Raw genomic sequence first — 15,558 nt, 5'->3', positions numbered from 1 at the left:
ACCCATGTCGCAATCGATTCGTGACAACCTCAAGCGCCTGCTGGCGCCCCGGCACCTGGCCTTCGTTGGTGGGCGCAGCATGGCGCGGGCGCTCAAGCGCTGCGCCGAAGGTGGCTTTGGCGGCGAGCTGTGGCTGGTCAACCCGCAGCATGAAAGCCTGGAGGGCATCCCCTGTGTGGCGTGTGTGGCCGACTTGCCGTATGCCCCGGACGCGGTGTTCATTGCCACCAACCGTGAGCTGACGTTGCAGTGCGTTACCGAGCTGGCCGCGCGTGGCGCCGGGGGTGCCATCTGCTATGCCTCCGGCTTTGCCGAAAGCGGCGAAGAGGGCCGCCAGTTGCAGCAGCGCCTGCTGGCTGCGGCGGGCAACATGGCCCTGCTTGGCCCCAACTGCTATGGCCTGCTTGATTACCTGCACGGTGCCGCCCTGTGGCCGGTGGCCCATGGCGGCCAGCAGGTGGAGAAGGGCGTGGCGATCCTCACCCAGAGCGGCAACTTTGCCTACAACCTGTCCATGAGCGACCGCTCGCTGCCGGTGGCCTACATGGCCTCGGTCGGCAACCAGGCGCAACTGGGTGTGGCCGAGCTGATGGACGTACTGCTCGACGACCCACGGGTAACGGCCATCGGCCTGCACCTGGAAGGCTTGAAGAACGTGCCTGGCTTTGCACGCGCCGCCTACAAGGCATTGCAGCAGGGTACGCCGATCATTGCCCTGAAGACTGGCGTGTCGCAGATCGGCGCTGAACTGGCGCTGAGCCACACCAGCTCGTTGTCCGGCTCCGATGCCCTGTACGACAGCCTCTTCCAGCGCCTGGGCGTGATCCGCGTCAGCGGCCCGGTGAGCTTTGTCGAAACCCTCAAGGCCGCCGCTTGCGGGCGCTTGCCGGCAGATGGCGAACTGATCGCGCTGGCCTGCTCGGGCGGCGATGCTGGCCTGATCGCTGATTATGCCGAACGCAACCATCTACACCTGCCAAAGCTTGAACAGGGGCAGGTGACGGCACTGGCCGAGGTGCTGCCGGCCTATGCCAACCTGGTCAACCCACTGGATTTCACCACTGCCATCTGGGGCGATGAAGCGGCCCTGCAACGCATGCTCGACAATACCCTGAGCGGGGCAGCTGATGCCGCCATGCTGGTGCTGGACTACCCGGCGGCATTCACTGGCGAACGCAAGGAGTGCGACCTGCTGCTGGCGCTTTACTGCGACGCGCTGGAGCGTCACGGCAAGATCGGTTTTGTCACCTCCGCCTTCCCGGAGCTGCTGCCCGCCACTGCGCGTGAGCGCCTGCATGCCCGGGGCATCGCTGCGCTGCAGGGCGTGGAAGACGGCCTGGCGGCCTGGGGCCGCATTGTCGCCTACCAGCGCAACCGCCGGCGGTTGCTGGAGCAAGGCGAGGCCGCACGGGTACCGCTGTGCCCGCAAGCCCTCACGGGCGAAAGCCGGTTGCTGGACGAATGGCAAGCCAAGCACGCCCTGCGCGCCTTCGGTTTGCCGGTGCCAGCGGGCGTGCTGAGTACGCCCGAGCGCGCTGTGGCAGACGCCGCCCGCGTGGGTTACCCGCTGGTACTGAAGGCGGTCAGCGCGCAGCTGCCGCACAAGACCGAAGCCGGTGCGGTGGCGCTGAACCTGCGTGATGCCGCCGCCCTGGAAGCCGCACTGGTGCAGATGCGCCAGCGCATCGCTGCCTACGCCCCGCACGTCGCGTTCGACCAGGTACTGCTCGAACCCATGGCCGACCCGCCGCTGGCCGAGCTGATAGTGGGCATCAAACGTGAACACGACTTTGCCCTGGCCTTGGTGATCGGCGCCGGTGGCGTGCTGGTCGAACTGCTCAAGGACAGTGTCAGCCTGTTGCTGCCCACCACCGACAGTGCTATCCGCGCCGCGTTGCTGAACCTGCGCAGCGCCAGCCTGCTGCAAGGCTTCCGTGGCCGCCCGGCCGCCGACCTGGACGCCTTGGTCGCAGCCATCCGCGCGGTGGCCGACTACGCCTGCGAAAACGCCGGGCAACTGCTGGAGCTGGATGTGAACCCATTGATGGTCGGTGCCCACGGCACCACCGCGGTCGACGCGCTGATCCGCCTCGGCCAGGCGCAAGGAGAACGACATGAATGACCTTACCCTGACTGCCGGCCAGGCGCTTGTGCGCCTGTTGGCCAACTACGGCGTGCAGACTGTGTTCGGCATCCCCGGGGTGCATACCCTGGAGCTGTACCGCGGCCTGCCGGGGAGCGGTATCCGCCATGTGCTGACCCGCCACGAGCAGGGCGCCGGCTTCATGGCTGACGGCTATGCGCGGGTGAGTGGTCAGCCGGGGGTGTGCTTTGTCATCACCGGCCCGGGGGTGACAAACGCCGCCACCGCCATCGGCCAGGCCTATGCCGATTCCATCCCGATGCTGGTGATTTCCAGCGTCAACCATACCGCCAGCCTGGGCAAGGGCTGGGGCTGCCTGCACGAAACCCAGGACCAGCGCGCCATGACTGCGCCGATCACCGCGTTCTCTGCGGTGGCTTTGCGCGGCGACGACCTGCCCGAACTGATTGCCCGTGCCTGGGCCGTGTTCGACAGCGAGCGGCCGCGCCCGGTGCACATTTCGGTGCCGCTGGACGTGTTGGCCGCACCCGTCAGCCGTGACTGGAGCGATGAGGTGGCACGCCGCCCCGAGCGTGGCCAGCCCTGCCGCGAAGCCCTCGACCAGGCTGCCCTGAAGCTGGCAGCGGCCAAACGGCCGATGATCATCGCCGGTGGCGGTGCGCTGCACGCGGCCGAGCAACTGGCGCAGTTGAGCACCCGGCTGGCGGCACCGGTATTCACCAGCGTGGCAGGCAAGGGCCTGCTGGCACCGCAAGCTCCATTGAACGCGGGTTCCAGCCTGTGCGTGGAGCCTGGCTGGCAGTTGATCAGCCAGGCCGATGTGGTGCTGGCCGTGGGCACCGAAATGGCCGACACCGACTTCTGGCGCGAGCGCCTGCCGATCACTGGCGAACTGCTGCGCGTGGACATCGACCCGCGCAAGTTCAACGACTTCTACCCCTGTGCCATCGCCTTGCAGGGTGATGCCCGGCAAACCCTCGCCGGCTTGCTCGAGCACCTGCCAGCACTCGACCGAGACCCGGCGCAGGCCAGCGAAGCGGTGAGCAACTTGCGCCAGGCCATCCGCAGAGGGCATGCACCGTTGCAGGCCACCCATCAGGCGATTCTGGACCGCATTGCCGCCGTGCTGCCCGATGACGCGTTCATCAGTAGCGACATGACCCAACTGGCCTACACCGGCAACTACGCCTTCGCCAGCCGGGCGCCGCGCAGCTGGCTGCACCCCACCGGCTACGGCACCCTCGGCTACGGCCTGCCGGCCGGTATCGGCGGTATGCTCGCCACCGACCATCGCCCAGGCCTGGTGTTGGTGGGCGACGGCGGTTTTCTTTATACCGCCCAGGAGCTGGCCACGGCTGTAGAGGAACTGGACCGGCCGTTGGTGGTGCTGCTGTGGAACAACGACGCCCTCGGGCAGATCCGCGATGACATGCTTGGCCTGAACATCGAGCCGGTCGGCGTGCTGCCGCGTAACCCGGACTTCATCGGCCTGGCCCGTGCCTTTGGTTGCGCGGTGCGCCAGCCACGTGATCTGGACGCGCTGCAGGCCGACCTGGCCAGCGGTTTCGCCACACCCGGCGTTACCTTCATCGAACTCAAACACACCTGCGTCTGTTAAGCCGCGCACAACCAATAGAACAAGAGAAACCCACATGCCATTTCGCCGTACACTTCTGGCCGCATCCCTGGCCCTGCTGATTACCGGCCAGGCCCCCCTGTATGCCGCACCACCGCTGTCGATGGACAACGGCACCAACGCCCTGACCGTGCAGAACAGCAACGCCTGGGTCGAAGTCAGCGCCAGCGCCCTGCAGCACAACATCCGCACCCTGCAGGCCGAGCTGGCCGGCAAGTCCAAGCTGTGCGCCGTGCTCAAGGCCGATGCCTATGGCCACGGTATCGGCCTGGTAATGCCATCGATCATCGCCCAGGGCGTGCCCTGCGTGGCGGTGGCCAGCAACGAGGAGGCCCGCGTGGTCCGCGCCAGTGGCTTCACCGGGCAACTGGTGCGGGTACGCCTGGCCAGCCTCGGCGAGCTGGAAGATGCCTTGCAGTACGACATGGACGAGCTGGTGGGCAGCGCCGAATTTGCCCGCCAGGTCGATGCCATCGCCGCGCGCCATGGCAAGACCTTGCGCATTCACATGGCGCTCAACTCCAGCGGCATGAGCCGCAACGGTGTGGAGATGGCGACCTGGTCCGGCCGTGGCGAAGCGCTGCAGATCACCGACCAGAAGCACCTCAAGCTGGTCGCGCTGATGACCCACTTCGCCGTGGAAGACAAGGACGATGTGCGCAAGGGCCTGGCGGCCTTCAACGAGCAGACCGACTGGTTGATCAAACACGCGAAGCTCGACCGCAGCAAGCTCACCCTGCACGCCGCCAACTCGTTCGCTACGCTGGAGGTGCCGGAGGCGCGCCTGGACATGGTGCGCACCGGTGGCGCGCTGTTCGGTGACACCGTGCCGGCGCGCACCGAGTACCAACGCGCCATGCAGTTCAAGTCGCACGTGGCGGCGGTACACAGTTACCCGGCCGGCAACACCGTCGGCTACGACCGCACCTTCACCCTGGCCCGTGATTCGCGCCTGGCCAACATCACCGTCGGCTATTCCGATGGCTATCGCCGGGTGTTCACCAACAAGGGCCATGTGCTGATCAACGGCCACCGCATACCGGTGGTGGGCAAGGTGTCGATGAACACGCTGATGGTCGATGTCACCGACTTCCCGGACGTGAAGGGTGGCAACGAAGTGGTGCTGTTCGGCAAGCAGGCCGGGGGCGAAATCACCCAGGCCGAGATGGAAGAAATCAACGGCGCGCTGCTGGCCGACCTGTACACCGTGTGGGGCAGTTCCAACCCGAAGATTCTCGTCGACTGAAACCGCCAAAGAAGGGAGATTGCCATGCGCTACGCCAAGCTTACCCAACGCATCGCCGGCGACGGGGCCGCAGCCTGGGACATCCACTACCGCGCCCTGGCGCTGCAGGCCGAGGGCAAGGACATCCTGCTGTTGTCGGTGGGTGACCCGGACTTCGACACCCCCGCGCCGATTGTCGAGGCGGCCATCGACAGCCTGCAGGCGGGTCACACCCATTACGCCGATGTACGCGGCAAGCTGGCCCTTCGCCAGGCCATCGCCAGGCGCCACCAGCAGCGTAGCGGCCAGGCCGTTACCGCCGACCAGGTGACGGTGCTGGCGGGGGCCCAGTGCGCGCTGTACTGCGTGGCCCAGTGCGTACTGGACCCAGGCGACGAGGTGCTTGTCGCCGAACCGATGTATGTGACCTATGAGGCGGTGTTCGGTGCCTGTGGTGCCAAGGTGGTGCCGGTGCCGGTCAAGCCGGAGAACGGCTTTCGGGTATGCCCGCAAGACGTGGCCGAGCGCATCACCCCGCGCACCCGAGCCCTGGCCTTGAACAGCCCGCACAACCCGTCGGGGGCAAGCCTGCCCCGTGCTACCTGGGAAGCACTGGCTGAACTGTGCATCGCCCACGACCTGTGGCTGATCTCCGACGAGGTGTACAGCGAGCTGTTGTACGAGGGCGAACATGTCAGCCCTGCCAGCCTTCCGGGCATGGCCGAACGCACCGCCACCCTCAACAGCCTGTCGAAGTCCCATGCCATGACGGGCTGGCGGATGGGCTGGGTGGTGGGTTCGGCCGAGCTGGCCGCCCACCTGGAAAACCTCGCCCTGTGCATGTTGTATGGCTCGCCGGACTTCATCCAGGACGCCGCCGTGGTGGCGCTGGAGCAGCCGTTGCCCGAGCTGGCCGCCATGCGCGAGGCCTACCGCCAGCGCCGTGACCTGGTGTGCGAACAGCTGGCCGGCTGCCCGGGCCTGAGGGCGCTGAAGCCCGATGGTGGCATGTTCGTGATGGTTGATATCCGTGAGACCGGCGTAAGTGCCCAGGCCTTTGCCGACCACCTGCTGGACCGCCAGGGCGTGTCGGTGCTCGCCGGCGAAGCGTTTGGCCCCAGCGCTGCCGGGCATATCCGCCTGGGCCTGGTGCTGGGCGAAGCGGCGCTTGTCGATGCCTGCCAGCGCATCGCCCGCTGCGCCGACGAACTGAAACGGGAGTACGGCCATGCGTGAGTATGCGCGGCTGTACATCGATGGCGCCTGGCAGGTACCGAGTGGGCAGGGTATGGCTGAGGTGATCGACCCGGCCACCGAACAGGTCATTGGCCGGGTACCCTTGGGCGCCGAGGCCGATGTCGAGCGGGCGGTGATGGCGGCGCGGCGGGCCTTCGATGGCTGGTCGCGCACGCCGTCCAGCGTGCGCGCCGGGTACATACGGGCATTGGTCGCACAGCTGAAAAACCGTGCGGCGCAAATGGCCGAGGTTATTACCGACGAGCTGGGCATGCCGGTGCAGTGGTGCCAGGCGGTGCAGGTCGAAGGCCCGATTGCCGGGCTGGAACAGTATGCCGAACTGGCCGGGCTGATGGATGAGGTGCGCGAAGTCGGCAATTCGCTGGTGTACCGCGAGGCCGTTGGCGTGTGCGCATTCATCAACCCGTGGAACTACCCGCTGCACCAGATGATTGGCAAGCTGGCGCCGGCCCTGGCTGCCGGGTGCACGGTGGTGGTCAAACCCAGCCAGGAAACGCCGCTGCACGCATTTGTGCTGGCCGAAATGATCGACGCCATCGGCCTGCCGGCAGGGGTGTTCAACCTGGTCAGCGGCCCAGGTGCCAAGGTCGGTGAAGCCCTGGCCCGGCACCCGCAGGTGGACATGGTGTCGTTCACCGGCTCGACCGGTGCCGGGGTGCGGGTGGCACAAGCGGCCGCGCCGACGGTGAAGCGGGTGTGCCTGGAACTGGGTGGCAAATCACCGTTGCTGATTACCGCCGATGCCGACCTGCACGCTGCGGTGCGCCACGGCGTGCAGGACGTGATGATCAACTCGGGGCAGACCTGCACGGCACTGACCCGCATGCTGCTGCCGGCCAGCCGCTACGCCGAGGCGCTGGAAATTGCCGAGGCCGAGACCCGTGCACTGGTCATGGGCGACCCGCGTGACCCGGCCAGTTTCCTCGGGCCGATGTGTTCGGCAGGCCAGCGGCGCACGGTGCTCGACTACATTCGCCTGGGGCAGGAGGAGGGCGCGCGCTTGTTGTGCGGTGGTGATAGCGGCGGCTTCGAGCGCGGGTTCTACGTGGCGCCCACGTTGTTCGCCGACGTCGACAACCGCATGCGCATTGCCCAGGAAGAAATCTTCGGCCCGGTGCTGTGCCTGATCCCCTACGCCGACGAGGCCCAGGCGCTGGCACTGGCCAATGACTCGCCGTTCGGCCTGTCCAGCGCAGTGTGGGCGGGCAGCCGCGAGCATGGCCTGGCGTTGGCGCGGCAGATACGGGCCGGGCAGTGCTTCATCAACGGTGGCGGGTTCAACTACCAGGCGCCGTTCGGTGGCTACAAGCAGTCGGGCAACGGCCGCGAGTGGGGCGAAGAGGGCCTGGCGGAGTTCGTCGAGGTGAAAGCCGTACAGTGCTGAGCCACCGCTGCAAGACAATCTGTTTTGTGTAAGGAGAATGTTTGTGAATGTACTGATCGTCCACGCTCACCCCGAGCCGCAATCGTTCACCGCAGCCCTGCGGGACCAGGCCGTGGAAACTTTCCGCGCCCAGGGCCACCAGGTGCAGGTCAGCGACCTGTACGCCATGGGCTGGAACCCGGTGGCCAGTGCCGATGACTTCACCCAGCGTGAGAACCCCGAGTACCTGGTGTATGCCCTGGAGCAGCGCCAAGGGGTCAAGCGCGGCGCCATTGCCGAGGATATCCAGCAGGAGCTGGACAAGTTGTTGTGGGCCGACTTGCTGGTGCTGAACTTCCCGATCTTCTGGTTCTCGGCACCTGCCATGCTCAAGGGCTGGATCGACCGGGTGTTGGTGTCGGGGGTGTGCTATGGCGGCAAGCGTTTCTACGACCAGGGCGGGTTGGCGGGCAAGAAGGCGCTGGTGACCGTGACCCTGGGCGGGCGCGAGCACATGTTTGGCGAAGGGGCGATTCATGGCCCGCTGGAAGACATGCTGCGGCCAATACTGCGAGGCACGCTGGCTTATGTGGGGCTTGAGGTGCTGCCGCCGTTCGTGGCCTGGCATGTGCCTTACATCAGCGCCGAGGCGCGGCAAGATTTTTTGCAGCAATACCGGCAGCGCCTGGAGCAGCTTGCGGACGACCAGCCATTGGTGTTCCCGCGTCTGGCCCAGTTCGATGAGGCGTTGTACCCACTGGTGTGATCGCCTGTACTGGCCTCATCGCCGGCAAGCCAGCTCCCACAGGGACACCACGAGGCCTCAGGACTGTGGTTTCCCTGTGGGAGCTGGCTTGCCGGCGATGAGGCCAGTTGCCTTGTTACAAGACTTACCTGCCCAAAAACGACCACCCACACATTCGGGGTATGTTGCCCCTGGGCAAATCCCTCGATAGTGAACCCATCGGCTCGTTCCTGAGCATTCACACGATGGAGTTGCCATGCGCAAGGTACTGAAGGTGATTGGAGGTCTGCTGCTGGCGTCTGGTGCCAGCCTGGCCCAGGCGGCAGAGGTGGACAGCGCCAACACGTTACGGTTGTACAACTGGACCGACTACATCGGCGAAACCACCCTGGCCGATTTCGAGAAGGCCACCGGCATCAAGGTCATCTACGACACCTTCGACGGCTACGAAACGGTGCAGACCAAACTGCTTACCGGCCGCTCCGGCTACGACCTGGTCATGCTCAACGCCTCCCTGGTTCCCCCACTGATCAGCGCCGGCGTGTTCCAGGCGCTGGACAAGCAGCAACTGCCCAGCTGGCAAAACCTTGACCCGCAAGTGGTCAACAACCTGCAGGGTTACGACCCTGGCCTGAAATACTCGGCGCCCTATACATGGGGCAGCTCGGGGGTAACCTACAACGTCGACAAGATCACCGCGCGCATGCCCGACGCGCCGATCGGTTCACTGGCGATGCTATTCGACCCCAAGGTCGTCTCGCGCTTCGCCGACTGTGGCGTCACCCTGATGGACGCACCCACCGAGGTCATCCCGCTGGCCCTGCAGTACCTGGGCAAGGACCCGCGCAGCGCGTCGCCCGCCGACCTCAAGGCAGCAGAACAACTGCTGCTGGGCATCCGCCCCTACATTCGCAAGTTTGACTCGGTCAACTACCTCACCAGCCTGCCCAATGGCGAGGTGTGCCTGGCGCTGACCTGGTCCGGCGACTATGCCACCGCCCAGGCCCGTGCGGTGGAGGCTAAGAAAGACATCAAGCTGTCGTTCTTCATCCCCCAGGAAGGTTCGCTGATCTGGTTCGACAACCTGTACATCCCCAAGGATGCGCCGCACGCGGCCAACGCCCACCGCTTCATCGAGTTCCTGCTGCAGCCGCAGACCATGGCCAAGGTCACTGACTACATCCACTACGCCAACAGCAACGCCGCCGCCACCGCGCTGGTGCGTGACGACATCCGCCAGGACCCGGCCATCTACCCCGACGCACAAACCCGTGAGCGCCTGTTCGCGCAGAAAACCCAGAGCCCCAAGGACATGCGCGCCATCACCCGGGTCTGGAGCACGGTCAAGACCGGTTTCTGAACACTGCCCAACGATTCCCGCCAAGGAGCTGCCCATGGCCACCCCAAGCAAAGCATTCGCTATCGCCCACGACCCGTTGGTGGAGGCCGACAAGGCCCACTACATGCACGGCTACCATGTGTTCGACGAGCACCGCGAGCAAGGCGCGCTGAACATCGTCGCCGGCGAGGGCGCCTACATTCGTGACACCCATGGCAACCGCTTCCTCGATGCCGTCGGCGGCATGTGGTGCACCAACATCGGCCTGGGCCGCGAGGAAATGGCCCTGGCCATCGCCGACCAGGTGCGCCAGCTGGCGTATTCCAACCCGTTCTCCGACATGGCCAACGACGTGGCCATCGAACTGTGCCAGAAGCTTGCGCAGCTGGCACCGGGCGATCTGAACCATGTGTTCCTCACCACCGGCGGCTCGACTGCCGTCGACACCGCCTACCGGCTGATCCAGTACTACCAGAACTGCCGCGGCAAACCGCACAAGAAGCACATCATCGCCCGCTATAACGCCTACCACGGCTCCACCACCCTGACCATGTCGATCGGCAACAAGGCCGCCGACCGGGTGCCGGAGTTCGATTATCACCACGACCTGATCCACCACGTCTCCAACCCCAACCCGTACCGCGCCCCGCACGACATGGACGAGGCCGAATTCCTCGACTACCTGGTGGCCGAGTTCGAGGACAAGATCCTGTCGCTGGGTGCCGACAACGTGGCGGCGTTCTTCGCCGAGCCGATCATGGGCTCGGGCGGGGTGATCATTCCGCCCGAGGGCTACTTCCAGCGTATGTGGCAACTGTGCCAGACCTACGACATCCTCTTTGTCGCCGACGAAGTGGTGACCTCATTCGGGCGCCTGGGCACTTTCTTCGCCAGCGAAGAACTGTTTGGCGTCACCCCCGACATCATCACCACCGCCAAGGGCCTGACCTCGGCCTACCTGCCGCTGGGCGCGTGTATCTTCTCCGAGGGTATCTGGGAAGTGATTGCCGAGCCGGGCAAGGGCCGCTGCTTCACCCATGGCTTTACCTACAGTGGTCACCCGGTGTGCTGTACAGCGGCGCTGAAGAACATCGAGATCATCGAGCGCGAGCAACTGCTCGATCACGTCAAGGACGTGGGTGGCTACCTGGAGCAGCGCCTGCAAAGCCTGCGCGAGTTGCCGCTGGTGGGTGATGTGCGTTGCATGAAGCTGATGGCCTGCGTTGAGTTCGTGGCCGACAAGGCCAGCAAGGCGCTGTTCCCGGATGAGGTGAACATCGGTGAGCGCATCCACAGCAAGGCCCAGGCCCGCGGGTTGCTGGTGCGCCCGATCATGCACCTGAACGTGATGTCGCCACCGCTGATCGTCACCCATGCGCAGGTGGACGAGATCGTCGAGACCTTGCGCCAGTGCATCATCGAAACCGCGCGTGAACTCACGGCGCTTGGCCTGTATCAGGGCCGATGAACCTGGCGCAAAGGGCTGTGCGCGGGCGTGCCTGGCAGGCTAGACTGCCGGGCATGACCCAGGCCACTCCCGACACCCCGCTTACCCTGACAATGGGCGCGCTGCAGCAATGGCATGCGGCGCTGCAGCGTGCGCTGGCCCATAGCGAAACGCCCGAGGCGCTGGAGTATGTGGCCGCTGCCATCGGCCAGCTGGTGCAGGTTGAATCGATGATGATCAGCCTTGAGTGCCAGGGGCGCGCGCCGCAACTGCTCTACCAGCAGGGCATTCCCGAGCTGCACCGCGCCGCGGTGCTTGAGCGTTATTTCAGTGCCGGCTACTTGCTCGACCCATTCTGCCTGGCGGTGCAAAGCGGCCTGGCCGAAGGCTTTTACCACCTGCAGGAAATCGCCCCCGACAACTTCTTCGACAGCGACTACTACAAGGCCTATTACCTGGGCACCGGTTGCAGCGAAGACAGCTACTACATCGTCGACCTCAGCGCAGGCCGCAAGTTGTCGCTGAGCCTGTTCCAGGGTTGCAGCGGCACGCCTCTGAGTGCCGGGCAGGTCGACTTGCTGCGGGCGCTGGAGCCCATGGTGCGGGAACTTTTGGGGCGTTATGCCCGGCATAACCTGGAGCCCGGCGCAGCATCGGCCGAACACGGCAGCCTGCAGGCAGCGTTCGACAGCTTTGGTTGCCAGGTGCTGACCGACCGTGAGCGGGAGGTGGCCCACATGATCCTGCGCGGGCACTCGGTGAAGTCGACCGCGCTGGAGCTGGGCATCTCACCGGAGACGGTACGCATGCACCGCAAGAACCTGTACCTGAAGCTGGAGATCAACTCGCAGTCCGAGTTGTTTGCACGGTTTATCGACTGGCTCCGCGGCGATCAATCGGGACCGTGACGTTTCGCGTAAGCCTGCTCACGAAGCCGCCAGGCGGGCCTCCAGGGCGGCGATGTGCGCCTGTAGCCGTTCATGCTCCTGGCGCTCGGCGCTGATGTCTTCGAACACGCTGATCAGGTGTTCCGGTTCGCCGTTGTCCCGGCGCTGCAGCGAGGTGCGGGCGCGTACCCAGATGTACTCGCCGTTCTTGTGGCGCACGCGTTTTTCCACTTCGTAGCGCTCGGTTGCGCCGGCCAGCATGCGTTGCAGCAGCTGCAGGTTCTGCGCCAGGTCGTCGGCGTGGGTGATCTGCTGGAAGGTCATGCCGTAGAGTTCATCGGCGCTGTAGCCCAGCAACTCGCACAGGCTGTTGTTGACCCGCTGCCATGTGCCGTCCGGGTCGATGTAGGCCAGGGCACCCCAGGCCAGCTCGAAGATCGCCCGGAAGCGTTCCTCGCTCTGGCTGAGCGCCTGCTGGGCCACCTGGCGTTCGGTGTTGTCCATGCTGATGCCAACCATCTTTACCGAGCGCCCGGCGCTGTCGCGCACCACTGTGGCGCGGGAAGAAATCCAGCGCACTTCACCGTCCGGGCGGGTGATGCGGAAGTCGCATTCACAGCCACTGCCGTCGGCCACCGCGTCGGCGTACATCACCTGCATGCGCTGCACGTCTTCGTCGGGCAGGTGCCTCCAGAAGTCTTCGTTGTGGTGGACCGGCCAGCCATAGACCTGCTCGACGTTGGGCGAGTAGGTGACTTCGTCGCTGATCAGGTTCCATTCCCAGGTAACGATGCGTGCGCCTTCCTGGGCCAGCTTCATACGCGTTTCGCTTTCCATGATCTCGGCGGTCAGGCGCCGGCGCACGTCGGTCATCGGCAGCTCGACCACCTGCGGTTGCTGGATGTTCTGCAGTGCTTCGTCGCCATAGCGCAGCCAGATCCAGTTGACCTTGAGGAAGTCGGCCAGCTTGCGCAGGTTGTCGTAGTCGATCTCGCCGCCGCGGGTCCACTTGTGCACGGCGGTGCGCGAAATACCCAAGGCCGTGCCCACGGCTTGCAGGGTCAGCTTGTGATGCTCGAGCAGTTCCTTGAGGCGGAAGGCGAAGCTGTTTTCCAACATCGGCAGGGTGTCCTGATCTGGGCCAAGAGCCTGCCAGTATACCCAAGCTGTCAACTTTTGGTTGACGGTCTCACGCTGCCTCTTTTGGGGGGAATGGCCTTGTGCTGCCTGCACTGGCCTCATCGCCGGCAAGCCAGCTCCCACAGGTATTGACATGGCTGGAGGGCGATGCGGTCCATGTGGGAGCTGGCTTGCCGGCGATGAGGCCAGTACAGGCAACATCAGCCGGGCGGTTGTTAAAGGTCCAGCACCAGCCGCGCCGTGCGGGCGCGCGAGACGCACAGCATGATGCTCTGCTGGGCGGCTTTTTCTTGGTCGCTCAAGTACTGGTCGTAATGCTCGGCTTCACCCTCGAGGATGGCCGTCTCGCAGGTACCGCACACGCCTTCACGGCACAGGCACTCGACCTTGGCAGCCTTGGACTTCTCGATGGCCTGCAGAATGGTCATGCCTTCTTCCACCTGCAGTTCCACGCCCGATTGCGCCAACACTACGGTAAAGGCACTGCCGGTGACCGGGGTGGCGGCAAACTGTTCCCAATGCACGCGCTGCTCGGCAATGCCGGCCTTGGCGGCGCAGGCGATGACTGCGTCGATCAGCGGTTTGGGGCCGCACACGTACAAGTGCGCTTGCTCGTCCAGCCCCGCGCACAGGGCGGCCAGGTCAAGCTTGCGGTCGAGGCTGTCGATGTAGAACTGCGTGTTGGCGGCATGCGGGCCATTGGCCAACTGGTCCTGGAACGCGCCGTGCTCTGGGGCGCGGAAGGCATAGTGCAGCTCGTAATCGGTGCTGCTACCTTCCAGCTCATGCAGTTGGGCCAGGAACGGGGTGATGCCGATGCCGCCGGCAATCAGGACGTGACGGCCTGCCGAGGGGTCGAGGGCGAACAGGTTGTTGGGCGAGGAGATGGTCAGGCGGGTGCCGACTTCTACCTGCTGGTGCATGAACGCCGAGCCGCCTTTGGACTGTTCTTCCAGGCGCACGCCGATCTGGTAGCTGCGGGTGTCGCGCGGGTCGCTCATCAACGAATAGGCGTTGCTGAACTGCCTGCCGTCAGCGCCTTGCATCTGCACGATGACGTGGCTGCCGCCGGTGAAAGCGGGCATCGCCGCGCCGTCTTCGCGGGCCAGGGTAAAGCGCTTGATCAGCGGCGTGGCGTGTTCCACGTCGGTAACGCGTACGTTGAACATTTCATAAGTGTTGGCCATGGTTCACCTCGACTGCCTGGGCGCGCGGCAGGCCCTGCCGCGCGCCTTTACGTGCAAATAAACGTGGAGCGGTTGCCATCAATCGTCGAGGTGGGCCACGGCGATCAGGTTGTGGAAGTGGGCAATGCCGTGCTCGCTCATGCCACTGCGCTCGCGGTCGGCCATGATGCGGCCCTGGCCACGGTAGCCACGCGACTTCAGGCCCTTCTGCACGCTTTCGACCAGGCGCAGGTCTTCTGGGCGGAACACTTCGCGGTACCAGTCGATCAGCTTCTGCTGCTCCTCGGTGATGTCCTTGTTGAGGAAGTAGATGTCGTAGTGCTGCAGGGTGGTTTCGGCATCGACCGGGAACTCGTAGATCACGGTCATGAAGTTGGACCCTGGCGGCACGTTGAACATGGTGCACGGCCAGGCCCAGAAGCCGGCGAACGACGGGTCTTTCACGTTTTCGTCGAACTTGAACGACTGCTCCGAAGGCTTGGCCAGGCCGTATTGCAGGGTCCAGTTACCGTGCATGGTGTGGCTGTACTGGCCGACGTCGACCGAGTCGGAGAAGCCTGGGTGGGCCGGGGCGCAGTGGTAGCACTCCAGGTAGTTGTCGACGATCGACTTCCAGTTGGCCGGGGTGTCGCTGACGAAGCGCGCCGCCAGGTGCAGGTCGTCGATTACCGCGCAGGCTTCGCGCATGCGTGCTTGCATGCCTGGCAGCTGGTCTTCGACGGAGCCCGCGTCCATGTCCATGTTGATGAAGATGAAGCCGGCGTATTCCTCGACGCGCAGCTGCACCAGGGTGGAATTCTCTTTGTCGAAATTGACCACGTTGTCGCAGTTGCGGGCGTGGGCCAGTTCGCCGTCGAGCTTGAAGGTCCAGGCATGGTACGGGCAGGTGATGACGTTCTTGGCCTTGCCGCTGCCGCTGAGCAACTGGTGGCCACGGTGCGGGCAGACGTTGTAGAACGCACGCAGCACGCTATCACGGCCGCGCACGACGATAATGCTTTCGCCAATCACGTCGCGGGTGATGTAGGCATTGTTGTCTGCCACTTCGCTGCGGTGGCCCACGCAGATCCAGCTGCGGGCGAAGATGGCTTCTTTCTCGTGTTCGAACACCGCGGCCTTGGTGTAGAAGTTGGCCGGGATGGTGAAGGCCTCGTCGGCGTTCGCGCAGAAATCGGCGGGCAGGCGTTTGAAGTCGTTCATGACAGGTTTCTCACAAGCTCGGTTTATA

General features: G+C 64.9%; 12 protein-coding genes. 9 read left to right on the top strand and 3 right to left on the bottom strand.

The window, feature by feature from the left end; translation table 11 throughout:
• The first annotated feature begins 4 nt into the window (after positions 1-4).
• The 9 genes from JOY50_RS08105 to JOY50_RS08065 all read left to right on the top strand — a co-directional run bounded on the left by JOY50_RS08105 (position 5) and on the right by JOY50_RS08065 (position 12,024).
• The gene (locus JOY50_RS08105) at positions 5-2,122 is read left to right on the top strand and encodes an acetate--CoA ligase family protein (RefSeq protein WP_243055047.1); all 2,118 of its coding nucleotides are present in this window, start codon (positions 5-7) and stop codon (positions 2,120-2,122) included.
• The gene (locus tag JOY50_RS08100; RefSeq protein WP_138736805.1) at positions 2,115-3,722 is read left to right on the top strand and encodes a 5-guanidino-2-oxopentanoate decarboxylase; all 1,608 of its coding nucleotides are present in this window, start codon (positions 2,115-2,117) and stop codon (positions 3,720-3,722) included. Before JOY50_RS08105 ends, JOY50_RS08100 begins: the two co-directional genes overlap by 8 nt.
• A 34-nt stretch (positions 3,723-3,756) precedes the next feature.
• On the top strand, positions 3,757-4,986 hold the full coding sequence (gene alr, locus JOY50_RS08095) for an alanine racemase (protein WP_132841110.1): 1,230 nt from the start codon (positions 3,757-3,759) through the stop codon (positions 4,984-4,986).
• Between the two features lie 24 nt (positions 4,987-5,010).
• Entirely contained in the window at positions 5,011-6,201 is a 1,191-nt protein-coding gene (locus tag JOY50_RS08090) for a pyridoxal phosphate-dependent aminotransferase (protein ID WP_243055046.1), read from the top strand.
• Positions 6,194-7,606, top strand: a complete 1,413-nt coding sequence (locus tag JOY50_RS08085) for an aldehyde dehydrogenase family protein (RefSeq protein WP_243055045.1) — start codon at positions 6,194-6,196, stop codon at positions 7,604-7,606. Before JOY50_RS08090 ends, JOY50_RS08085 begins: the two co-directional genes overlap by 8 nt.
• Positions 7,607-7,649: 43 nt before the next feature.
• Positions 7,650-8,351 carry an NAD(P)H-dependent oxidoreductase gene (locus JOY50_RS08080; RefSeq protein ID WP_138736802.1) on the top strand — a complete coding sequence of 234 codons (702 nt, stop codon included), beginning with the start codon at positions 7,650-7,652 and terminating at the stop codon, positions 8,349-8,351.
• A gap of 235 nt (positions 8,352-8,586) precedes the next feature.
• Positions 8,587-9,690: a polyamine ABC transporter substrate-binding protein gene (locus tag JOY50_RS08075; protein ID WP_243055044.1), complete on the top strand. Its 1,104-nt coding sequence runs from the start codon at positions 8,587-8,589 to the stop codon at positions 9,688-9,690.
• A 34-nt stretch (positions 9,691-9,724) separates the two neighbouring features.
• The gene (locus JOY50_RS08070) at positions 9,725-11,137 is read left to right on the top strand and encodes an aminotransferase (protein ID WP_243055043.1); all 1,413 of its coding nucleotides are present in this window, start codon (positions 9,725-9,727) and stop codon (positions 11,135-11,137) included.
• Between the two features lie 53 nt (positions 11,138-11,190).
• Entirely contained in the window at positions 11,191-12,024 is an 834-nt protein-coding gene (locus tag JOY50_RS08065) for a helix-turn-helix transcriptional regulator (protein ID WP_192902512.1), read from the top strand.
• Positions 12,025-12,042: 18 nt separating this feature from the next.
• Here the strand turns inward: JOY50_RS08065 and JOY50_RS08060 are convergent, their stop codons facing one another.
• The 3 genes from JOY50_RS08060 to JOY50_RS08050 all read right to left on the bottom strand — a co-directional run bounded on the left by JOY50_RS08060 (position 12,043) and on the right by JOY50_RS08050 (position 15,530).
• Complete coding sequence (locus JOY50_RS08060; RefSeq protein WP_132841095.1) at positions 12,043-13,122, bottom strand: helix-turn-helix transcriptional regulator; 1,080 nt, start codon at positions 13,120-13,122, stop codon at positions 12,043-12,045.
• Between the two features lie 236 nt (positions 13,123-13,358).
• A complete protein-coding gene (locus JOY50_RS08055; protein ID WP_138736799.1) occupies positions 13,359-14,330 on the bottom strand; it encodes a PDR/VanB family oxidoreductase in 972 nt (323 codons plus the stop codon).
• Between the two features lie 78 nt (positions 14,331-14,408).
• Positions 14,409-15,530 (bottom strand): aromatic ring-hydroxylating dioxygenase subunit alpha, encoded by a 1,122-nt coding sequence (locus tag JOY50_RS08050; RefSeq protein ID WP_138736798.1) that lies wholly within the window; start codon positions 15,528-15,530, stop codon positions 14,409-14,411.
• Between the last annotated feature and the right edge of the window lie 28 nt (positions 15,531-15,558).

Origin of the sequence: Pseudomonas sp. BP01 (genome assembly GCF_022760795.1) — a bacterium.
GTDB lineage: Bacteria > Pseudomonadota > Gammaproteobacteria > Pseudomonadales > Pseudomonadaceae > Aquipseudomonas > Aquipseudomonas putida_Q.
The sequence above is the reverse complement of the archived record's forward strand: the minus strand, read 5'-3'. Positions and strand labels throughout refer to the sequence as shown.

Excerpts from the sequence above, each read along its gene's own strand:
- JOY50_RS08100 (WP_138736805.1), top strand. The coding sequence starts at position 2,115 with ATGAATGACCTTACCCTGACTGCCGGCCAGGCGCTTGTGCGCCTGTTG.
- JOY50_RS08085 (WP_243055045.1), top strand. The coding sequence starts at position 6,194 with ATGCGTGAGTATGCGCGGCTGTACATCGATGGCGCCTGGCAGGTACCG.
- JOY50_RS08105 (WP_243055047.1), top strand. The coding sequence starts at position 5 with ATGTCGCAATCGATTCGTGACAACCTCAAGCGCCTGCTGGCGCCCCGG.
- alr (WP_132841110.1), top strand. The coding sequence starts at position 3,757 with ATGCCATTTCGCCGTACACTTCTGGCCGCATCCCTGGCCCTGCTGATT.
- JOY50_RS08060 (WP_132841095.1), bottom strand. The coding sequence starts at position 13,122 with ATGTTGGAAAACAGCTTCGCCTTCCGCCTCAAGGAACTGCTCGAGCAT.
- JOY50_RS08075 (WP_243055044.1), top strand. The coding sequence starts at position 8,587 with ATGCGCAAGGTACTGAAGGTGATTGGAGGTCTGCTGCTGGCGTCTGGT.
- JOY50_RS08055 (WP_138736799.1), bottom strand. The coding sequence starts at position 14,330 with ATGGCCAACACTTATGAAATGTTCAACGTACGCGTTACCGACGTGGAA.
- JOY50_RS08090 (WP_243055046.1), top strand. The coding sequence starts at position 5,011 with ATGCGCTACGCCAAGCTTACCCAACGCATCGCCGGCGACGGGGCCGCA.
- JOY50_RS08050 (WP_138736798.1), bottom strand. The coding sequence starts at position 15,530 with ATGAACGACTTCAAACGCCTGCCCGCCGATTTCTGCGCGAACGCCGAC.
- JOY50_RS08065 (WP_192902512.1), top strand. The coding sequence starts at position 11,191 with ATGACCCAGGCCACTCCCGACACCCCGCTTACCCTGACAATGGGCGCG.
- JOY50_RS08070 (WP_243055043.1), top strand. The coding sequence starts at position 9,725 with ATGGCCACCCCAAGCAAAGCATTCGCTATCGCCCACGACCCGTTGGTG.